The following is a 19,046-nucleotide window of genomic DNA, read 5'->3' on the forward strand; positions in this document are numbered from 1 at the left end:
GGCAGTGAGGCCGTCGATGGACTTTCGAAAGTCCACGGGCTTGGGGTGAGGTAGACTTTTTCGACTTTGCTGTCGGGGCGCATCATGGCGGGCTGGCTCCAGAAAGAAATCGGGAGCACAGCATCGGGAATCAGGTGGACGGTTGGAATGTGGGGATGATGGATCCCTTACCAGCTATCGGCCAAAAGCGGACACTAGCAAATGAGGCTGACTGACCACAACTCCAACGTCATGCGTTTCTTGGGCACCAATAACGCGGAGTCCGCGCTGGTCATTCAGGTGCGTCATGGAGACCTCAGGTGATATATTTCTCCACTTTGTTGGCCAGTTCTGTTTTGGGATCTGAATGCAAACAATGGTTAACATTGTGGTAGCATACTTGTGCCATGCCCATGATTTGCTTTTTCGCATTTCACGCATGTATTAAATACACTTATCATAGATTGAGATATGGATGATGAAAGAAGATTTATACGCAGAGAAGCCAGGCGGCACTTGGACGGTAAGTGTCGAAGGCCCTCTATTGATAGCTATTTTTTTAGTCTCTCTTGGATGTGTTGCTTATGTAATCTACACACGGAGCGCAGCTGATTTTTTTCGCTTACCACTTATGATTTCATCGGCCCTCGCAGCCATCACATTTTTTCTATCATTGATTTCTTCCACGGAAAGTAAGGGACTCCGCAAAGCTTGGTCTTGCTTTAAAGCTGGCATGCTGGCTTGGATTGCTAGTGCTGTTTTTTTGATTCTTGCGTTTGGTGTTGGGGGGTTAATATTTGATGCGTATGAGTTTGCATGGAATAACATGACCCTGAGCGACCGATCTTCACTGCTTGTTGGCTTTTGTACTTTATTAGTCGGATCTTTATTTTTTTGGGTGCGAACAATATGGCGAGTGACGTACGGCGTGTCTGAAGCTCTTGCAGGAATTGCAATCGCATCGTATCGAGCACATGGCCAGACGGACTGGTGGCCGGGTAACGATCTGAATTTTTATGTGATTTTATTAACGGCGGGAATTTATTTGGTTGTTCGTGGATTTGATAATATCAACCAAGGGCGTGGGCAAGCCAGAGATCCGGTTGTGCGCGTAGTGAGTTGGTTAAAGGCGCAGGTGTACACTGATGACCCAGAAAAAGTGGCCGCAATGTACGGCGAACCAAGCACTCAGGCAGCCGAGTCTGAAAAAAGCCTAAAGTGAATCCTGATACCAGCCAATAACTTGCGACAATTGTAGGTTGGAAGCTGGGCGTTATGACAGACCGCTTTGGGTCGATAGGTGCCAGCCACCAGTGTTTATATTGAACATCATTAGGGTTACGGTAGCCTAGCTTATTTTTCCTGGACCCTTCTAAGCAGTGCCTAATGAGAAGGCAGCTATCGACCCGAAGCTGCCGTTGGCGACAAACTGAAATCGGGCTGCAGAGCTCTTCAGAAAGATAGTTATTCCTGACATGAACGGTACCAGCCAATCGCCAACACCACAAAGGTTAAGGTGAACAGCGGGCAGTGAGCGGGCGGCAGTGCGTCGATGGCCCGTCCGTCATGATTGCCGCGAAGCCTCACCGCACTCTCACTACCGTGCTCTGACGGCCAACCGATGGCGTTCCCTTAAATGGAGGGCAACGCTGATGCAGGAGGGCCTCAAAGCGTTGGTACTCCGACACCAAAACGGCACCGAACACAATGCGTGCGCCCTTCAATTCAGCAATGTTCGGCAGGCCGATGTTACCGTTCCTGTGCCCTTGAACGTGGGCCTTAATACGGCTCACGGGGGAGATGTCCTTGCCCCAGTATACGGGGTACCAGTCGGAAAAACCTGGCACTTCTGCTAGTCCGATTTTGGGCGCTGCGGGCATGTGAGCCCAGATCCCGTATACGGCGGCAGCGGACTGTTGAATCGGGAGCTCGCCGCCAATCTCAATAGCCCCGTACAAGCAGTCGTGAATTTGAAACCCATGCTCTGCGGCGAACGACTTCAAAAACTTCGGTACGAGCGCGACTTCCGGCATGTGACACCTAGAGCTTGACTAATGGGCAGATTCTGACTCGTATGAGAGCGCGATCCGAATCAGTCAATATACGACCTTCGTTAATATGTCAATCAAGAGGCGGTAAGTTTTTATCACACCTTTGAGCGTTCGAGTGTGCCAGAATTTTACCCACCGATGTAACACTGAAGGCGACGGGTATATTATCCCACCATGCTCTAAGAATCTTTAGGCTTGAACGTTTATCCCACTGCTCCAAGAATTCTCTCACATTAGCCTGCCTAGCTCCCTCATCTCTGGAGTAGAGCTCATACACAGAATGAATGGCTTGCTTTTGCTCTTTAGAAAGTTCTTGCTGGACGGGGCTCACGATTCCATTTTGAATAACTTGAGTGGCTAATGACAGCCTGTCAATGCTGTCTCTATGACAAACACGAAGTCTAAGGTAGGAACTATTAAGAGCATGTTCAACCAATATATTGACTGGCAATCGCTGGCCTTTTAATATGTCAATGGCCATTTGATGATTTGCTGAGTCTTTCTCAATGCCGACGTCAATATAACCTGACAACGCTATAGGGTAATACTGCTCTACCTTTTTTAAGGAGCCGTAGCCATTTATGCGCACTGCATCCAATACATCCAAATGATCAAGCCATTCCTGCCCGACCGGAAGATCTCTATATAATAGCTTCCCAAATAGACCATCCAAAACATCAAGCCCTTCCTGGATGTCTCCTGTATAGGGAATGAAGCTGTCTAGTGCATGCCTTACAGTCAAACCTAGCAGGGCGTCATCAGCAACTTTATCAACAATTTCTACCGCAAGGCTAATGCCAGCTCGTGCGATTCTATTTTCACCTTTTTGAAATCTATGTATTAATAGCTCGGACAAAAGATCATAGTCTGCTGGCCGCTCAGTTGAAGCTGCGGTTTTCTGGGCTTCAACTAGAAGGAGCTGGAAGCTAGGATCTGCAAACGCCTCCAATGCACCTTCAACCTGAGTTATTTTAGGCATTAGTTTTTGTTCGAACTCTGACACTCTAAGATTTGCCAGCTTGAGGGCTTCTTCGCTATAGTCACTCCTCAACTGCAGATTCATTTCTTGATAAATTTCCCTCGCACGCTTTTCATCAATACCAACATGCACCACCATTTGTTGAGCTTGGATGTTAGTAGAGCTCTCTCCACCTTTTTGGGTTTGGCTATTTATCATCCTTGCTGCCGCCTATTTTGAAGTCACCACCAATTTGAATATTTGTTGAGTTTTTGCCGCCTTTCTGGGCCTGCTTACTTCCTCGACTAGAAACTAACCAGCCAATTAATGCTAGCGGCATGGCTATGGCGACTCCGCTAAAGAGCCATTCTTTATTCGTTGATATCCATTCCATATAAATAGTCTCTGATCATGACGCTCTTCTATAAACAAACATCAACGGCCATATAGTGCTATCTTATTTATTGATGCGACGGCGCTAAACAACATGACGTGCAATAAAGACGAGCTGTGCACCAACCTGACAAGCACTATTTCCGATACCTGATACGAGTGTACATCAGCTTTTAAGTAGAGAGCTAGACAGTGTTACGACTTTCGTGCCGGGTTTACTTAAGAGGCTGCCAAGCGCTGGGGGGAACCGGCCCAACTTTCTTAGATTGCCCTAAGCGGCTGCGTCTGGCAGATTGCCGCCAGTTGTCATCGGCGGCTCTGGTCGACAGGTGTCACCAGTGTCTATATTGGACATCATTAGGGTTACCGGCCGCCACCCAGAACTCCTGGCGCGCCAGGCGCCAAGTGCCGCCAGGGTGATCGCTTGCCACCACGGTCTCGCTCACGGGTGCGCGCCACAGTTGCCAGGCGATGTAGAACAGGTAGGCCGCGCCCACCACCTTGATGGCCAGGAACAGGTATTCGCTGGTATGCAACACCACTGCCAGGCCCATCGCTGCCAGGGCGATCATGCCGCAGAAGGCAAGGATACGGCCGCCGCCGGCCACGCAGGCGGTGCGCAGGCCGTAACGGCTGGCGTTGTGCAGTGACAACAGGTTGTTTGGCCCTGGCGCCATGTTCAAGGCGAAGCAGGCAGGGATGAAAAGCAGCAGGCTTGAAAGGTCCATTCTCGTTTTCCTCTGACAACAGCCCTCTATTTCGGCGCGTTCCGGGCCCTGCGGTCAAGTAACAGCCAGCGATAAAAACTGTACGGGTTCACGGTACCTGTTAACCTGCCGGCAATACCGAGGAGCCTGTAATGCCCCGTTCCCACGCCGACCTGTGGCGCGATCCGGCCCTGCCACATGTCGAAAGCCGGCGCGCCTGCCACAGCCGGGCCTGCTACAAGGCCCACAGCCACCCGACGTTTTCCATCGGTGCGGTGGATGCTGGCCGCAGCCATTTCACCGGGGCTGCCGACGGGCAGCATCACTTGGCACCCGGCACGCTGGTACTGGTCCCGGCCCACCGCGTGCATGCCTGCAACCCGGCCCCCGGCCTGGCGTGGAGCTATCAGATGCTGCATGTGGATGCCGACTGGCTGACGCAGTTACGCCTGGAGTCGGGCCTTGGCGGTATCGAAGCTGGCGAACCGGTGCGTATCTGCAGGGAGGCTGAGGTATATCGGCAGTTCTGCGCGCTGAACAGGTTACTGTTTTCCAGTGCCTGCAACGGCGAGAAAGATGCGGCGCTGATTGCCTTTCTGGGGGACCTGGACGTTTCCGCACACCCACCGCTGGCAGCGGCCCCCGCCCTGGAAGCCGCCACCTTGAGCGGGTTGCTTGCACGCATCGAACACCAGGACCCTGCCCAATTGAGCCTGGAGGTGTTGGCGCGGGAGGCGGGGCTTGGGCGCTATCAGCTGATCCGCGCGTTTCGTGCGGCTACCGGGTTCACGCCGCATGCCTACCTGCTCAATGCCCGGGTCAATCGTGGGCGGCAACTGTTGAGTGAAGGGCTGGCCCTGGCGGAAGTGGCCTACCAGCTTGGCTTTGCTGACCAGAGCCATTTCCAGCGGGTGTTCAAGGCCCATGTGGGGGTTACGCCGGGGCAGTACCGCGGAAACTGAAGGCTGCTGCAGGTGCAATATTGTTCAATACGCCAGAACGGGCCCGGCAGCAGACTGCGGTTTTTTCCGTAGAGCAGCCCCCAATGCAACAATTCATGATCATCGCCCTGGCCCACTTCCTTGCCCTGCTCTCACCTGGCCCGGACTTTTTCCTGGTCGCACGCAACGCGATCAGCAGCGGCTGGCGCATCGCCAGCGGCGCCTGCCTGGGCATAGCACTGGCCAACGGTGCGTTCATCGTCATCGCCTTCACCGGGCTCTCGGTTCTGCAGCAGGGCAGCCTGCTATTTACCGCCCTGCAACTGGCCGGCGCCAGCTACCTGCTGTACATCGGCGTGCTGTTCCTGCGCCATGCCGGGCAAACCAGCCTGGGCACAGTCACCGGCAGCCAGCGGGTGCATGGCTGGTGGCGCAGTTTGGGCATGGGCTTCTTGTCCGGCATCCTCAACCCCAAGAACGCGCTGTTCTATGCCAGCCTGGCCAGCATGGTCGCCAGCGTCAGCCCCGGCTGGAAAACGGCCTACGCCGTATGGATGTTCAGCATCGTCCTGCTCTGGGACTTGCTGGTCGCCGTGGCCATCGGCAACCAGCGGGTACTGCGGCGATTCGCCCGCAGCCTGGCGTGGCTGGAGCGGGCCTCGGGGGTCATGCTGGTGTTGTTGGCAGGGGCGTTGTTGCTGCATCTGGCCCAGGGCTGACCCGCTGCAAGGTGCGCATGTCGACCAAGGTGAAATGCCCGCTGGACCAGCCCCCCGTGTCCAGGTGCCACACATTGCCCAGCAGCTTGGCCTCCAGCACCGGGGTGTGGCCGACCAGCAGGGCTCGCAGGCCCTGCACCGGTTGGGTGTCTCCCTCTTTCAGGCGCCGACGCGACCACTGGCACACTTGGCGCACGTCAGGGTCGTCATCCAGTTCCAGCCAGGAGCGTAAGACTGCCCAGTCGGCAAACGGGCTGTCTGCATGCAGCAGGCCTACCAGCCCGTCTGCACTCTCCACTTCCATGGCAATCGGCAGCTGCTCGAAACGCTCCACGAAACGCAGTTGCTCGCGCCGCGGCAAGTCGAGAAACCAGCCACCGCCGGCGGCGCGGTACATGCCCAGGTCGAGCCGCCCCCCGCGCACGCGGGTGATTGCCAAGGCCTCATGATTGCCCTGGACGGCATGGAACCAAGGCTGGGCCAGCCATTCCAGCGCTGCCTCGCTGTGCGGCCCACGGTCGACCAGGTCACCTACGCTGAACAGGCGGTCCACCGCCGGATCGAACCCTACCGCATCCAGGCATTGTTGCAGGCGCTGGAAGTGACCATGGATATCGCCCACCGCCAGGTCCCGTCCCCGGATATTGGCGATCAGCCGCCGAAACCGTGCCATTACCGTCTTCCTCTGCTGGTGGCACCATGCCCGCCTCGCGCGTGCCCTGCTCATGGCGCTGTCACTGGACAGCATGGCACAAGGCACCGCGGCTGCGCGGATCTTGGTGCGTTGCGTTGCGCACTCGAGGCTTCCTGAAAACCCTTCACTGGTACAGGCGTTGGTGCCAATAGTATGCTCGGTACTTGAACCTCTACCAAGGAAGGGTCTTGATGAAACTGTGCGCCGTACAACTGGCGTCGCTCAAGGGCGATTTGCCAGCCAACCTCCAGCGCCATCTGGTTTGCATCGAGCAGGCTGCTGCCCTGGGTGCCGAACTGGTCGTGTTTCCCGAGCTGTCACTGACCGGCTATGAGCCGAGTGTGGCGCGTCAGGCCGCCCTACCCGTCACCTCCACGCGCCTGGACCCGCTGCAGGCGGCGTGCGACCGCTTGGGCATTACGGTTGCCGTGGGCCTGCCATTGCCGACACCCGACGGCATACGCATCGGCATGCCCATCTTCTGCCCTGGGGCGCCGCGCCAGGCCTATGCCAAGCAGCGCTTGCATGATGATGAGCTGCCTTATTTCACCTCAGGTGATCAGGCATTGCTGCTGGAGGTAGGTGAACACCGGGTGGCGCCGGCGATCTGCTACGAGTCGATGTTCCTGGCGCATGCCGCCGTGGCCCGCGAGCGCGGTGCCGATCTGTACCTGGTCAGCGTTGCGAAAAACGCCAAGGGTATCCGCGAGGGATATGCGCACTACCCAGAGGTGGCACGCGAGCTGGGCATGCCGGTATTGATGGCCAACTGCGTGGGGCCGGCCGACACCTTCATCGGTGCCGGCGGTTCTGCCGCATGGGACAGCCAGGGGCAGTTGCTGGCCAGCCTGGATGACCACAGTGAAGGCCTGATCGTACTCGACACCCGCAGTGCCAGTGCGATCACCCTGCCCTTGGACCCGTACCTTGCATGATCTATCTGTTTCTAGCGTTGCTGAGCTACGCCTGCACCTACTACCTGGTCGGTTTGCTGATTCAGGGTCAACTCGCCGATGTGGCCGAGGGATTGCGCCATCGGCCCGATGCGCCTACGCCCGGCGAGTACCTGCGTGAGGTCGAGCCCCGCGCACGTCAGGCGCGGCGGCAATACACCCTGATCGCCGGTTCGGTGCTGGCCGTGCTGGCCTGCCTGATCGCCAGCGGGTTCGGTTGACGCCTTACAGGTCCAGCGCCAGGCTTTGCCGCCCTTCCAGCGCCAGCAGGTACTGCTTGGCCGCCAGGCCACCGGCAAAGCCGGTCAGGCGGCCCGACGCACCGATTACCCGGTGACAGGGAGCGATGATCGAAATCGGGTTGCGGCCATTGGCAGCGCCAACCGCGCGTACCGCCCGGGGGTTGCCGAGCTGCCGGGCAATGTCGCTGTAGCTGCGGGTTTCGCCGAACGGTATCGCCAGCAACGCGGCCCACACCTGGCGCTGGAACTCAGTACCGGCAAAGTCCAGCGCCAGCTCGAAACGCTGACGCTTGCCGTCAAAGTACTCGCCCAGCTGGCGAGCGGTTTCCCGCAGTACCGGGCACTGGTCGTCCCGGTGCAGTGCGCCCAGGCGTACGCGGTTTTCCCGCTCCTCTTCCCACAATACGGCTGCCAGGCAATTGCCACGGGCCACAAGGGTCAGCATGCCGACGGGCGATGGCATGATCGTGAATGCGCTGGACATAGCAGGCTCCTGCAAGTTGCGACCGCCCAACTGTACGCATCCACAGTCTTTCATGCACCCGCTTTCTTGCTTAGTTCATTGCGCAGCCGGCAATGTGCCGCGCCTGGCTGAGCGTGACCTTGGGTATCAGCTCAGCGGGAATGCGTGATATTGCCGACAGGTTGTAGACGTGGAAATGCTCGCTGACCACTTCCCTGGCCATCAGCTTCAACGACGGCAGGATGCGGCTGTCCCAATGCTGGTCGAGCCCGCACGGCGAACACTGCCCTTGGCCGTTTTCGTAAAAGCGCCCGGCACTCTGATCGAGGTCTACCCCTACCAGCAACACTTCTTCAAAGCCCAGGTGATAAGCCAGTTGCAAGGCCACATAAGCTACTGTGCGAGCATCGAAGAAACCGTGGGCCAGGTTTTTGCTGAAGGCGATGGAGCGGCTGCGTTTGCTCCACAGAGCACGGTTGCACACACAACTGTCACCATGTCCGCGCAAACCGTCCAGCAGCCCCGGCGTGACGGCTTTCTGCAAGGCATAACACTGGGTGTGGGCTGGCACATCGGCACGCGCATACTGCTCTGGCCACAGGGCCAGGCGTTCGCTGTCGCGCACGGCAGTGGCGAACAAGGCCGGCTGTTGCTGGCAAAAGCTTTTGTCGGTGCACACGTAGAAGAAGGGTTTGATGCCGTGTTCGGCAGTCATGGCGACCGAGCCATTCATGGCGATGATGGGCAAATGCGCAAACTCGCCCAGTGGAAACTGTTTGGCAGAAGCGCCGGAGGCAAGGATCACCACGGGGCCTTGCTGGGTATTGCGACACGCCTCGAAATGGGCGAACGCCCCGCGTTCAGCACTTGGCTGCAACGGATGTGTGTTCATCAATGGCATCTTTAACCGGACAGTACAAACCACAAGACTGATCAGTTTATATGCCGCCGCCGCTTTTACCTAACTTTACCTAGCTGAACTTCAGTCAACCGCCAATCCCTTGCTTGGCGGGGTTTCAGCCTAGCGAATAGCGGCTTATCCAAGAGCCATGACAGCCCCCCGGTGAAAAAGTGTTCCCCTACTGTGGATCAGGAATAGCGATAACCATCACCGATGGTGACGGACGGGTACTAAGCGCCTTTCGTCATGAGCCTGCTTGATGCTTACCACTGGCGAGACTAATACTTAAACATCTGCCTGGGGAGGCACGAAAAATGCAACCAAGATTCGTTATCGTTCCCGCTGTGCCGATCGAAAAGGAGTCGTTCCGCGTAGGCAGCCGCTACTACGCCGCTACCGTTTGTGGAGGGTTCGACATTTATGACAATCAGGCAAAGGAGCGGCTCAAGCCAAGCTACCCGAGCCGGAAGGAGGCGCAGGTGAAGTGCGAGCATTTGAACAAGCGGGATGAGGCGGGGTAACCGCAGGAGATCTGCGCGGCTCAGCAAGCTCGGGTTACTGACTCAGTCCAGACATTCCTTGGCAGCCTGGCGTAACTTGTCGCCAGACAGAAAGCTGCCCTTGTAGAAGGTCGCGCGGCTGCCCTCACGAGCTTCGACTACGTCAAGCACATCGTCGCTTGCCACGGCGCTTGGCGCCGTCAGCCGGTAGCCGTGGGCTATCGACTTCTGCGTGGCCTGGGGTGCCAGCGCCTGCCATTTGGGCAGGACACAGGCGGCGTACTGCTGCGGCGACTTTTGGGTAAGTTTGCTGGCTGTGGGTTTGCCAGGGGTTGCGCAACCGGCGAGGCTGGCAACCAACACCGTGGCGATAAAAATACGAAAGTCAGGCATTTGCAATCGACCGTTATGGATAGGCTGCATTCTAACGGCGGTGACGCCGCGTTACTAATCAACCAAAGTCTTGCTGCAGGACGGCGCCCAAGCGGGGACAGTGTAGCGCACCTGATATTTCTGCCAGTAGCCGGGGGCACGCCGCAACAGTGAAACTCCCGAGGGACATCACACCACGACTCGGCAGGGGCTTCAGACCATGCAAACCAACGCCAACCACACTCAGTTCTTCTATCAGAATGGCAAACTCGTCACCCTTAAAACCGGTGAACAAGGCCGTAGCCTCTTTCGCTCGCCGGACGTACCACTTGCCGAGCGACAATCAGACGACACCGACGCCGGCGGATTGCTGGCAACTGACGACAAGGGTTCGGTGCTGCAGGTACAGCAGAAAAGCTGAAGTCGTCATGATGCTCCGGCCCCATTGCGAACCAAACGCGGGCTCAGGGCTTGGCTCCCCTGTACAACACGATGGCTGCTATATCCAGGACCAGCACACTGCCGACAATCACAAACATGATGTACTGATCTTCAGAGAGCATTGCCGTATCCCCCAGATGCGCCGGTTTCAAAGGGGTATGCAATTACTGATCCCGTCAGCGCATCAGGTAACGAACTGCGACTCAGCTGAACTTCAACTTGACCACTTTGCTCAGCGCCCAGCCACTGAAGACATAGAACGCATCCAGGTAGAAGCGCCCTGCATAGTTGGTCAACGGCGTTTGATTCAATAGCACATCAGGCTCGGGCGCAGGAGGAAACAGTGCATAAAAGCCGTTGGGCAGAACTGCCAGCGCCAGCAATAACAGGTAAGTCGAGGCTTGTAGCAGGGTGGCACGCTTACTGGATCTGGCGGACCACTTCAGCCCGTAGTAGGCCACCAGGCCGGCAACAGGCAAAACCCAGAAATGCGTCGGAATCCCAATGAACATTTCAGCGACTACGCTTCTTGCTTCCACCTGCGACTCTCCATCCAAATGCATCGATTATTACGGGCGGGGCCGGCAAATGCAAAAAACAACGCTGCTCAAGCCATAGGCCGTTTCTTGGGCACGCAAGGTTATTCGCCCCTCAGACAAGAAGCCCGCTCTCGACGGCGGGCTTTTTGACTTGGGTCTGAGATTTACGCTTTTGAACACATCAGTGCAGCATCCAGCAACCTGCCATGGTCGTACCAGGCATCACGTTGATAGGCCGTGAAGTGGCGCTCGCTTCCCGTGCCCCGCAACTCTACAAGACCCTCTGCCTTGTCGGGGTCAGTGCTTTCGACGAAAAGCCTGACCGTGTTATCACCCTCGACTTCATAGGTTTTCACATTCCCTTGTAGCTCGCCTTTGACGCAGCCCAGATAGGCGGGTGGGCTTTTCATGGTAGTGCCAGCCGTATAATCGTGGCTGTCACGCACATCAGGGTTTTGTGCGCAGCCTGCCGTGAACAACGTGGCTACCCCGGACACAAGTAGTGCGCCTGCTAGCGATCTTGAGTTTCTCATGCGACACGCTCCTGCAGCCCCATCGAAAACTGGGAAATGTTGCCAAGCAGCCTGCCCTTTTTTTGGTTTTGGTGGGCCCATGTTACTGCGCCATGACGACCGTGCATCAGGTTTGTTAGCTATATAGGTTTCGCGGCGTTTCCCTCACGCCCTGCCTTGCCCCCGATTACGAGTAAGGCCTACCCCATAACCGGGGTCAGGGGATGGCATTGAGAAACACATAAGTCGCCGCCAAATCCAGTACCAGCACAGCAACCACGCTGAAAATCATGTAATAGCGGTCATCCTGAGTCATGTCTGCGTACCCCGCATGATCAATGTCTCAAGGTCACAGCAATTCCCGTTCCAGCGCCCTGATGCAGCCCGCTGACACTGCGCCAGCCCAACCGCGCAATCGCGCAGTCAGTCCTTGATCTGGCATACGCCATTGGCTTTGTTCTTACCGGTATACGAGACGTCAGGCGAGCCGTCCGGGTTGATCGACAACGATACCGTTACCCCGCCGCCTTTGGCCTCGAAATAGTTGTCATTGAATTTCTTCAGCTTGGCCTCCTTGCCATTGATGTAGACGGGCCCGCCTTTATCGGCATGGACCTCGATATTTCCGGGGCATGTTGCATTCAACAGCGGAATACCGGCATGGGCAACGCCCGACGCGGTGAACAACAGACCTAGTAACAAACGCTTCATCTGCAGTGTCCTCATGGGGTTGGCGGGGTGCGAGCATTAACGCCGTCCTGCAATGGCGAAGATGCTCATGATTCGTTCGAGATTGTAGGCGAGCACAGGCAGGCTCATCGCGCTACGCATATTTTTTTCATTCAGTGCATCCAGCCCGGCCATTGGCGGGTATTGCTAATGGGCGGCCTCTGACTGCCCAGCCCAATGACTTTCAGGAGCACTGTCCATGAACTTCAAATACTCCGCCTGTGTGCTTGCCTGCAGCCTCGCCCTTGCGCTGCCACCCGCCCACGCCCAGTCCGCGCTGCCAGAATCGGTCAAAGTCCCTGATGGTCATCGGGTCCTGCTCGAAACCGTCGGCGTCGGCGAGATCACCTACGAGTGCCGCGACAAGGCCAACACCCCCGGTCAGACCGAATGGACTTTCGTCGGCCCCAAGGCAGTGCTCAATGACCGTGCCGGTAAACAGGTGGGCGACTACTTTGGCCCACCCGCTACCTGGCAGGCCAAGGATGGCTCGAAAGTCACCGGCACCCAGCTGGCAGTGGCACCAGCGGACAAAGGCGCCATTCCTTATCAACTGGTCAAGGCCAACCCGGCCGAGGGCAAAGGCGCCATGCAGGGGGTCAGCTATATCCAGCGCCTGGCCACCCGCGGCGGTGTGGCGCCGTCAATCGACTGCACGGCGCAGAACAAAGGTGCCAGGCAGATCGTCCAGTACCAGGCTGACTATGTGTTCTGGACAGCCAAGTGAAGCGCACTTGAGCCTACGCCCTGCGAGTGATGATCTACGCTCGATGGCAAGCCCCCGGCTGGATGGCCGGGGTACCTTGCCTTACACAAGGAAGCCACACACGTTGAACTCGCCGGCCACCCCCTTCGACTTCCACCGCTGCCTGTTAGCCTGTGCACAGGGTGATCGGCGGGCCCTGCAGGCGCTCTACGATCACGAAGGCGCGCGCCTGCTTGGCGTTGCCCGGCGTATCGCACGTGACGACGCCACCGCAGAAGACATCGTCCACGATGCGATCATCCGCATCTGGACCCGCGCAGCCAGCTACGACCCGGCGCGCGGCTCGGCTCGAGGCTGGATCTACAGCATTACCCGCCACCTGGCACTGAATTCGATACGCGATACCCGCCGTGAAACTGTACTGACCGATGCCGACACCGAAACTGCGTCAACATTGCACGGGAGGGTTGATGACCTTGACCTCTGGTCCGGCTCAGCAAAGATCTACCGCTGCCTTGAACAACTGCAGCCCGCACCGCAGCGCTGCATCCTGCACGCCTACGTGGACGGCTGCAGCCACGCCGAGATAGCCGGTTTATTGGGCGCGCCACTGGGCACCGTCAAGGCCTGGATCAAACGCAGCCTCAAAGCGCTACGGGAGTGTCTGGAATGAAGCCCGATTCTGCCGAAGAACTGGACAGCCTCGCCGGGGAATACGTGCTGGGGACCTTGTCGCCGGAGCAATATGCCGCAACGGCCGAACGCCTGCGTACCGACCCCGCGCTTCGCGCCGCCGTGGATGCCTGGGAGGCCCGGCTGCTGGAGCTGACCGCGCTGTCTACCCCGCAGCCCCCTAGCCCTCGCCTGTGGCGCCGTATCCAGCGCAGCCTCGACGAGCTACCCGCACCGCGCACGCAGGCTCGCTGGTGGCAACGCCTCGGCCTGTGGCAAGGGCTAAGCGCCGCGGGGCTGGCTGCAAGCCTGCTGCTGGCGTTTACCCTGCTGACCACGCCCCCCTCTACCACGGAATACCTGGTGGTGCTGGTGGCGCCGAACAGCCAGGCCCCCGGCTGGGTGGTGCAGGCCAGCGACAGCCACATGATCGAACTGCTGCCGCTGGGTAAGGACACGGTCCCCGACGGCATGGCCCTGCAGTTCTGGACCAAGGGCGAGCAATGGCGTGCCCCGGTTTCGCTTGGCCTGGTCAAACCGGGCGAACCCTATCGAGTTCCGCTGGAAAGTTTGCCACCCCTGGAGGCCAATCAACTGTTCGAGCTGACGCTGGAGAAAGCCGGTGGCTCGCCGACCGGTCTGCCGACAGGGCCGGTGAAGTTCATTGGTCGCGCGGTGAAAGTGATATGACACGACAGGGCCGCAGAACGCGACTGCGGCCTTCGCAAGGCTGGACCTATGGTCAGGCGCGGATCACCTCAAGGCGATCCCGCCCAGCCTCTGTGATGGCGTTCTCTCCTTCATCGCTGATGCGATAACGTCCTGACACCATTTTGGTAATTGAGAACCGGACCAGCCCGCTTTGGGACAAGGCTTGGCCTGCTTCGAAGCTCATTGCCTGCTCCAGGTCGAAGATCTTGATTTCTCCGATTTTGTAGCGTGCAAACGCGACCAAGGCGTTATCCAGTTCTTGTTGACTGATCGTTGTAGCGACGTCCATTCGACCTCCCAGGTCATGAGAGCCCCGGTCCGTGGGGTTGGAGGCAACGAACCGGGTGGCTTGTTGAAGGCGGACCGTACTATGCAGTCACGGAAGTCGCTACTGGCTTTCCATCCATGCTGGATGGGTAGGCAGCACGACACCCGCCACACCTACGGTCACTTCAGGAACCGTCGCCGCATGCCCCGCGTCACCTGCACCCTGCTCAGACCATGCTCATCACTGCACGCAGCGCCAGCAGGTAGGTTTCGACACCAAACCCGCAGATCTGTCCGCGCACCACCTCGGCAAATACCGAGTGATGGCGGAATGGCTCCCTGGCATGAATGTTGGACATGTGCACTTCAACCACCGGCACTTCGATAATGGCCAACGCATCACGAATGCCGTAGCTGTAATGGGTCCAGGCACCGGCATTGATCAGCACGGCATCTACCCGGTCCTCATAGGCCTGATGGATGCGTTCGCACATGGCGCCTTCGAAGTTGCTCTGGAAGCTCTCGACCTGCGCCCCCAGCTCTTCGCCCAGGGCCTGCAACGCCTGGTCGATGTCGGCCAGGGTCGCGGTGCCGTACTGGCGCGGGTCGCGCTTGCCGAACATGTTGTGGTTGATGCCATGCAGCATCAGTACATTGGCGACCATCGACCTACTCCAAGGGAATCGTCAGCTGATCGATCACCGCACATGTGTCGGGCCGCACCCCGCGCCACCAGGCAAACGCCTCGGCGGCCTGCTCCACCAGCATGCCGACGCCATCGGCCAGGCGCGCCTGACCCTGCTCGCGGGCCAGGCGCAGGAAAGGCGTGAGGCCTTTGCCATAGGCCAGCTCGTAGGCCAAGGCCGCCTCGCCCAGCACATCAGCCGGCAGTGGCGGCAAGTCAGCGGTCAGGCTCGCCGAGGTGGCGTTGACCACGATGTCGAACGATTGCCCTTCCAGCGCTTCGTAGCGGCTGATGCGCAGAAGCGGGTGATCGAGCTCGTTACGCAGCGCCAGCGCCTTGGCCATGTCCCGGTTGGCGATCACCAGCTCACGTGGCCCCGCCTGCAGGAACGGCAGCAACGCCCCGCGCACCGCGCCGCCAGCGCCCAACAGCAGCACACGGCGGTTGCGCAGCGGCTCGCCAAGGTTCTGCTCGATGTCCCGCAGCAAACCGATGCCATCGAAGTTCTCGGCGACGATGCGGCCATCCTCGAACTTCAGCGCATTCGCCGCTCGTGCCAGTTGCGCCCGCTCACTGCGCCGGTCGGCCAGCTCGAAGGCACGCAACTTGAACGGGGCGGTGATGTTCATGCCCTTCCCGCCTTCGCTACCAAACTGCAGCACCTGGGCTTCGAAGTCGTCCAGCGAGCCTTCGATAGCCCCGTATTCCAGCTGCTGGTTGCTGGCCTGGGCGAACAGGCCATGAATCAGCGGGGACTTGGTGTGATTGATCGGTCGGCCGATCACTGCGTAGCGGTCGCTCATCGTGCATCTCCGTAGGTATACAACACGCCATCCGCCTGCAAGGCAGTGATTTCTTCAGGGCTGAAGCCAAGCCCGGCGGCCACTTCGGCGTTGTGCTGGCCAAGGTCCGGGGCTACTTGGTGAATCGTGGTGTCGCAGTCGGAAAAGCGGAACGGCAGGTTGGGCAGGCGCAGCGTGCCGTAGCGTGGGTGCTGCTGCTCGATGACCATGTTGCGTGCCTGGATCTGCGGATCGGCCAGCACTTCGTCGATGCGTTGGACCTTGGCACTGGGGATGTCGATGGCATCGAGCAACGCCAAGATCTCGGCCACCCGACGGGCGCCGACCCAGTCGCGGACCACCGCCAGGATCGCCTCACGGTGGGCGTTGCGGCCGTTGAGGTTGTGGTAGCGGCGGTCGCTGCCGAACCCGGGCGGGCCGCCGTTGGCTTCGAGCATGGCCGCGAAGCGTTGCCAGGCATCGTCGACCTGGGCAGCGATCACCAGGTCGCCGTCGGCAGCGCGGAACACGCCGTAAAGGGTCGAGGTGGGCATGTCGTGGCCGGTCTGCTGGGGCAACACAGTGCCACCGGACAGCGTGTAACACTGCACCGCGTATTCGTGCATCGACACCAGGGTGTCGTACAGCGCCATGTCGATATGCTGGCCACGGCCACTGCTCACCCGGCCGAGCAACGCGGCATTGATCGCCGCCACCGCGTGGATGCCGGTGTACATGTCGCCCAGGGAAATACGCAGCAGCGGCGGTGCCTCGCCCGGCACGCCAACCATCTGCATGATCCCGCTCTTGGCCTCGGCGATCAGGCCGAAGCCGGCGCGGTGGGCGTCCGGGCCGGTGTGGCCATACGCGGAAATCGAGCAGTACACCAGCCGCGGGTTGCGCGCCGACAGCTCGGCGTAGCCCAGGCCCAGCTTGTCCAGGGCGCCGGGGCGGTAGTTCTCGATGAACACGTCGGCCGAATCGGCCAGGCGCTGCATGAACGCCTTGCCGCGCGGATCCTTCATGTTGACGCTGACGCCCTGCTTGCCCATGTTCAGCTGCAGGAAATAGCCGCTCTGCTGGTCGTCCAGGGTGAATGCATGCTGGCGGCCAGCGTCGCCGCTACCCGGCCGCTCGACCTTGATCACCTCTGCGCCGAGCGCCGCCAGGCAACGGCCGACATAGGGGCCGGCGAGGAAGTGGCTGTAGTCAATGACGCGGATACCCGCCAATGGCAATGCCTGGCTCATGCTGCTGCCCTCCGCGGCACCATCAACCGGTGCTCGCCACGTTGCACGACTTCACCGTGCTGGTTGATCAGCTCCGAAGGCAGCACCACGATGCCCCAGCCAGGTCGGCTGTTGCTCGGGCGCATCGCACCCACCCGCATACGTACGTGGAGCACGTCGTTGACCTTGATCGGCAGCACGAAGTCCCAGGTCCAGCCCAGCGACATACCCGGTAGGAAGCGGTACTCGCACTGGGTCTTCAGGCCGTCGGCAATCGACAGCCCGAACAGGCCGTGGGCGACCAGGCAGCCAAAGTGGCTGGCGTTGGCGTAGGCCTCATCGACATGTACCGGGGTGTGGTCGCCGGTGAGGTCGGCGTAGGCCAGGATGCGTTCGCGGGTCACGGTGTAGGTCGGGCTGATGCACTCATCGCCTTCGCGGGCGTCGTCCCAGTACTTTTCAATCACGCTCATGCCTGCACCTCCGCGCGCGGGTCGATGGCCAGTGCCTGGGCTACGCACTTGGCCGGCAGCGCCTGGATGAACTCCACCGCCAGGCCATCAGGCAGGCGCAGCCAGTTGCGGCCCTGGGGCATCTCACTGACGCCAAAGCGTTGGGCGGCGGCCAGCGCCGCTTCCAGGTCTTCGCACATGATGCCCAGGTGCGCCAGGCGCCCTTCCGGGCCAACGAAGTCCGGCTGATGAATGAACTGCAGGCCGCCGAGTGTCCAGTACTGCGCCGGTTGCTCGACGTCACCCTGTACTTCACGCATGGTCATGCCGCACACCTCGCTGAAAAAGCGGATATGCCACTGAATGTCCTGCACCCAGAACGCCACGTGTTCGAGGTAGGCTTTTGGCTGGCTCATGGGGTTTCCCTCTTCTGCTGATCGGCCATGGCGCGCTCGATACCCTTGATGCAGGCCACCAGGGTCGCGTTGACCGGCGTGGCCACGCCATGGCGCTGGCCCCAGCGCACGACGGAGCCGTTGATGAAGTCGATTTCGGTGATCGAGTTTTTTTCCAGGCTCTGCAGCATCGAGGTGCGGAAGCTCGCCGGCAGGCCTTCGGCGGCCAGTGTCCAGGCAGCTTCGGGGCTGGTCAGGCTCAAGCGGATGCCGGCGCGCTCGGCCACGGCGATGGCCTCGGCCACAGCGGCCTTGGCGGTACTTTCCAGTAGCGGCTCGCTGTATAGCTGGCCGTAGCTGAGCATGGTGATGCCGCTCAATGCACCGGTGGCGACGTTGACCAGCAGCTTGTCCCACATGGTGCCGAGGATGTTGTCGCTGACCGTGGTGGCCAGCCCGGCGTTGCTGAACGCTTCGGCGATGGCCTGCACGCGCGGCGTCAGTTGGCCGTCGAGCTCGCCGATGAAAGTCTGTTTGCCGACGACACCGGCGCGGACCGAGCCCGGCGCGAGCAGCACGCCGCCGACATAGGTCTTGCCAGCCAGCACCCGCTCACGCCCCACCGCCTCGGCCAGGATGTCCTCGTGGCCGAGGCCGTTCTGCAGCGACAGCACCAGCGTCTGCGGCCCGATCAGCGCGACAGCGCCGGCTATGGCCTCGGCGGTGTGAAACGACTTCACCAGCACCACCACCAAATCGGTCACGCCAACGTCTTCGGCTTCGATGGCCGCGTTGACCGGTACATAGCGCTCGCCCCGTTCGTCCTGCACCCGCAGCCCGTGCTGGTTCATCGCCTCGACATGCGCGCGGCCGCGGTTCAGCAGCCAGGTTTCATGCCCTGCCTCGCTCAGGGCCGCGCCAATGGCGCACCCCAGTGCTCCGGCACCCAGAATGCAGATTTTCACGTCGCAGACCTCCTGTGATTTGCGATCACCTTATGCAGCAGGGGTTATTTGCGCTATACAATGACCTCAATACGATTATTGAGAATCG

The 19,046-nt window shown here is 59.5% G+C and carries 27 protein-coding genes and 1 pseudogene; 10 read left to right on the forward strand and 18 right to left on the reverse strand.

The features are described 5' to 3' along the window. Positions 1–454: 454 nt before the first annotated feature. Positions 455–1,201 (forward strand): hypothetical protein, encoded by a 747-nt coding sequence (locus ACF8GF_RS17135; RefSeq protein WP_392488227.1) that lies wholly within the window; start codon positions 455–457, stop codon positions 1,199–1,201. Positions 1,202–1,562: 361 nt separating this feature from the next. Here ACF8GF_RS17135 and ACF8GF_RS17140 read toward each other — a convergent pair whose 3' ends face one another. From ACF8GF_RS17140 to ACF8GF_RS17155, 4 genes and pseudogenes are all read right to left on the reverse strand, one after another. After that, a complete protein-coding gene (locus ACF8GF_RS17140) occupies positions 1,563–2,012 on the reverse strand; it encodes a hypothetical protein (protein ID WP_392488228.1) in 450 nt (149 codons plus the stop codon). 88 nt (positions 2,013–2,100) lie between these two features. After that, a complete protein-coding gene (locus tag ACF8GF_RS17145; protein ID WP_392488229.1) occupies positions 2,101–3,207 on the reverse strand; it encodes an LPO_1073/Vpar_1526 family protein in 1,107 nt (368 codons plus the stop codon). Further along, the gene (locus ACF8GF_RS17150) at positions 3,197–3,382 is read right to left on the reverse strand and encodes a hypothetical protein (RefSeq protein ID WP_392488230.1); all 186 of its coding nucleotides are present in this window, start codon (positions 3,380–3,382) and stop codon (positions 3,197–3,199) included. The genes ACF8GF_RS17145 and ACF8GF_RS17150 overlap by 11 nt, the downstream gene beginning before the upstream one ends. Before the next feature lie 349 nt (positions 3,383–3,731). Then, positions 3,732–4,109, reverse strand: a pseudogene (locus ACF8GF_RS17155) (LysE family translocator); the annotation flags it as partial. 131 nt (positions 4,110–4,240) lie between these two features. Between ACF8GF_RS17155 and ACF8GF_RS17160 the strand changes: the two are divergent. Together ACF8GF_RS17160 and ACF8GF_RS17165 are read left to right on the forward strand one after the other, a co-directional pair. Continuing rightward, the gene (locus tag ACF8GF_RS17160; RefSeq protein WP_392488231.1) at positions 4,241–5,050 is read left to right on the forward strand and encodes an AraC family transcriptional regulator; all 810 of its coding nucleotides are present in this window, start codon (positions 4,241–4,243) and stop codon (positions 5,048–5,050) included. An 83-nt stretch (positions 5,051–5,133) separates the two neighbouring features. Beyond that, positions 5,134–5,748, forward strand: coding sequence for a LysE family translocator (locus tag ACF8GF_RS17165; protein ID WP_176684562.1), 615 nt, complete (start codon positions 5,134–5,136; stop codon positions 5,746–5,748). On the opposite strand, the gene ACF8GF_RS17170 is transcribed toward ACF8GF_RS17165, so the two are convergent. Further along, positions 5,696–6,421: a serine/threonine protein phosphatase gene (locus ACF8GF_RS17170; protein ID WP_176684563.1), complete on the reverse strand. Its 726-nt coding sequence runs from the start codon at positions 6,419–6,421 to the stop codon at positions 5,696–5,698. The two genes, ACF8GF_RS17165 and ACF8GF_RS17170, sit on opposite strands and share 53 nt — an antisense overlap. A 212-nt stretch (positions 6,422–6,633) precedes the next feature. Here ACF8GF_RS17170 and ACF8GF_RS17175 point away from each other — a divergent pair, with 212 nt between their 5' ends. Together ACF8GF_RS17175 and ACF8GF_RS17180 are read left to right on the forward strand one after the other, a co-directional pair. Further along, positions 6,634–7,377, forward strand: a complete 744-nt coding sequence (locus ACF8GF_RS17175) for a carbon-nitrogen hydrolase family protein (RefSeq protein ID WP_392488232.1) — start codon at positions 6,634–6,636, stop codon at positions 7,375–7,377. Further along, positions 7,374–7,616, forward strand: a complete 243-nt coding sequence (locus ACF8GF_RS17180; RefSeq protein WP_176684565.1) for a hypothetical protein — start codon at positions 7,374–7,376, stop codon at positions 7,614–7,616. Before ACF8GF_RS17175 ends, ACF8GF_RS17180 begins: the two co-directional genes overlap by 4 nt. 4 nt (positions 7,617–7,620) lie before the next feature. On the opposite strand, the gene ACF8GF_RS17185 is transcribed toward ACF8GF_RS17180, so the two are convergent. Continuing rightward, a complete protein-coding gene (locus tag ACF8GF_RS17185; protein WP_392461091.1) occupies positions 7,621–8,121 on the reverse strand; it encodes a methylated-DNA--[protein]-cysteine S-methyltransferase in 501 nt (166 codons plus the stop codon). A 70-nt stretch (positions 8,122–8,191) separates the two neighbouring features. Next, positions 8,192–8,992 (reverse strand): lipopolysaccharide biosynthesis protein, encoded by an 801-nt coding sequence (locus ACF8GF_RS17190; protein WP_392488233.1) that lies wholly within the window; start codon positions 8,990–8,992, stop codon positions 8,192–8,194. A 323-nt stretch (positions 8,993–9,315) separates the two neighbouring features. Here ACF8GF_RS17190 and ACF8GF_RS17195 point away from each other — a divergent pair, with 323 nt between their 5' ends. After that, entirely contained in the window at positions 9,316–9,522 is a 207-nt protein-coding gene (locus ACF8GF_RS17195; protein WP_392461089.1) for a hypothetical protein, read from the forward strand. Positions 9,523–9,564: 42 nt separating this feature from the next. On the opposite strand, the gene ACF8GF_RS17200 is transcribed toward ACF8GF_RS17195, so the two are convergent. Further along, the gene (locus ACF8GF_RS17200) at positions 9,565–9,924 is read right to left on the reverse strand and encodes a hypothetical protein (protein ID WP_176684568.1); all 360 of its coding nucleotides are present in this window, start codon (positions 9,922–9,924) and stop codon (positions 9,565–9,567) included. A gap of 169 nt (positions 9,925–10,093) precedes the next feature. Between ACF8GF_RS17200 and ACF8GF_RS17205 the strand changes: the two genes are divergently transcribed. Continuing rightward, positions 10,094–10,294, forward strand: coding sequence for a hypothetical protein (locus tag ACF8GF_RS17205; protein ID WP_176684569.1), 201 nt, complete (start codon positions 10,094–10,096; stop codon positions 10,292–10,294). Between the two features lie 223 nt (positions 10,295–10,517). On the opposite strand, the gene ACF8GF_RS17210 is transcribed toward ACF8GF_RS17205, so the two are convergent. The 3 genes from ACF8GF_RS17210 to ACF8GF_RS17220 form a co-directional block, all read right to left on the reverse strand. Continuing rightward, positions 10,518–10,826, reverse strand: a complete 309-nt coding sequence (locus tag ACF8GF_RS17210; protein ID WP_209969833.1) for a hypothetical protein — start codon at positions 10,824–10,826, stop codon at positions 10,518–10,520. 191 nt (positions 10,827–11,017) lie between these two features. Further along, entirely contained in the window at positions 11,018–11,386 is a 369-nt protein-coding gene (locus tag ACF8GF_RS17215; RefSeq protein ID WP_392488234.1) for a hypothetical protein, read from the reverse strand. Positions 11,387–11,788: 402 nt separating this feature from the next. Beyond that, the gene (locus tag ACF8GF_RS17220; protein ID WP_209966281.1) at positions 11,789–12,076 is read right to left on the reverse strand and encodes a hypothetical protein; all 288 of its coding nucleotides are present in this window, start codon (positions 12,074–12,076) and stop codon (positions 11,789–11,791) included. A 217-nt stretch (positions 12,077–12,293) separates the two neighbouring features. On the opposite strand from ACF8GF_RS17220, the gene ACF8GF_RS17225 reads away from it, so the two are divergent. The 3 genes from ACF8GF_RS17225 to ACF8GF_RS17235 all read left to right on the forward strand — a co-directional run bounded on the left by ACF8GF_RS17225 (position 12,294) and on the right by ACF8GF_RS17235 (position 14,162). After that, entirely contained in the window at positions 12,294–12,821 is a 528-nt protein-coding gene (locus ACF8GF_RS17225; RefSeq protein WP_209966283.1) for a DUF3455 domain-containing protein, read from the forward strand. Positions 12,822–12,924: 103 nt separating this feature from the next. Further along, entirely contained in the window at positions 12,925–13,473 is a 549-nt protein-coding gene (locus ACF8GF_RS17230) for a sigma-70 family RNA polymerase sigma factor (RefSeq protein ID WP_104961796.1), read from the forward strand. Beyond that, positions 13,470–14,162, forward strand: coding sequence for an anti-sigma factor domain-containing protein (locus ACF8GF_RS17235; RefSeq protein WP_176684574.1), 693 nt, complete (start codon positions 13,470–13,472; stop codon positions 14,160–14,162). The genes ACF8GF_RS17230 and ACF8GF_RS17235 overlap by 4 nt, the downstream gene beginning before the upstream one ends. 52 nt (positions 14,163–14,214) lie before the next feature. Here ACF8GF_RS17235 and ACF8GF_RS17240 read toward each other — a convergent pair whose 3' ends face one another. The 7 genes from ACF8GF_RS17240 to ACF8GF_RS17270 form a co-directional block, all read right to left on the reverse strand. Further along, positions 14,215–14,472 (reverse strand): hypothetical protein, encoded by a 258-nt coding sequence (locus ACF8GF_RS17240; protein ID WP_014591103.1) that lies wholly within the window; start codon positions 14,470–14,472, stop codon positions 14,215–14,217. 205 nt (positions 14,473–14,677) lie between these two features. Next, a complete protein-coding gene (gene aroQ, locus ACF8GF_RS17245; RefSeq protein ID WP_176684575.1) occupies positions 14,678–15,115 on the reverse strand; it encodes a type II 3-dehydroquinate dehydratase in 438 nt (145 codons plus the stop codon). A gap of 4 nt (positions 15,116–15,119) precedes the next feature. Next, the gene (gene aroE / locus ACF8GF_RS17250) at positions 15,120–15,938 is read right to left on the reverse strand and encodes a shikimate dehydrogenase (RefSeq protein ID WP_392488235.1); all 819 of its coding nucleotides are present in this window, start codon (positions 15,936–15,938) and stop codon (positions 15,120–15,122) included. Further along, on the reverse strand, positions 15,935–17,167 hold the full coding sequence (locus ACF8GF_RS17255) for a CaiB/BaiF CoA transferase family protein (RefSeq protein ID WP_392488236.1): 1,233 nt from the start codon (positions 17,165–17,167) through the stop codon (positions 15,935–15,937). Before ACF8GF_RS17255 ends, aroE begins: the two co-directional genes overlap by 4 nt. Next, complete coding sequence (locus ACF8GF_RS17260) at positions 17,164–17,619, reverse strand: MaoC family dehydratase (RefSeq protein WP_004576665.1); 456 nt, start codon at positions 17,617–17,619, stop codon at positions 17,164–17,166. The genes ACF8GF_RS17255 and ACF8GF_RS17260 overlap by 4 nt, the downstream gene beginning before the upstream one ends. Further along, a complete protein-coding gene (locus ACF8GF_RS17265; RefSeq protein WP_392488237.1) occupies positions 17,616–18,014 on the reverse strand; it encodes a VOC family protein in 399 nt (132 codons plus the stop codon). Before ACF8GF_RS17265 ends, ACF8GF_RS17260 begins: the two co-directional genes overlap by 4 nt. Then, on the reverse strand, positions 18,011–18,958 hold the full coding sequence (locus ACF8GF_RS17270) for a ketopantoate reductase family protein (RefSeq protein WP_392488238.1): 948 nt from the start codon (positions 18,956–18,958) through the stop codon (positions 18,011–18,013). Before ACF8GF_RS17270 ends, ACF8GF_RS17265 begins: the two co-directional genes overlap by 4 nt. Positions 18,959–19,046: the final 88 nt, after the last annotated feature.

Origin of the sequence: Pseudomonas sp. yb_5 (assembly GCF_043103865.1) — a bacterium.
Classification (GTDB): domain Bacteria; phylum Pseudomonadota; class Gammaproteobacteria; order Pseudomonadales; family Pseudomonadaceae; genus Aquipseudomonas; species Aquipseudomonas putida_Y.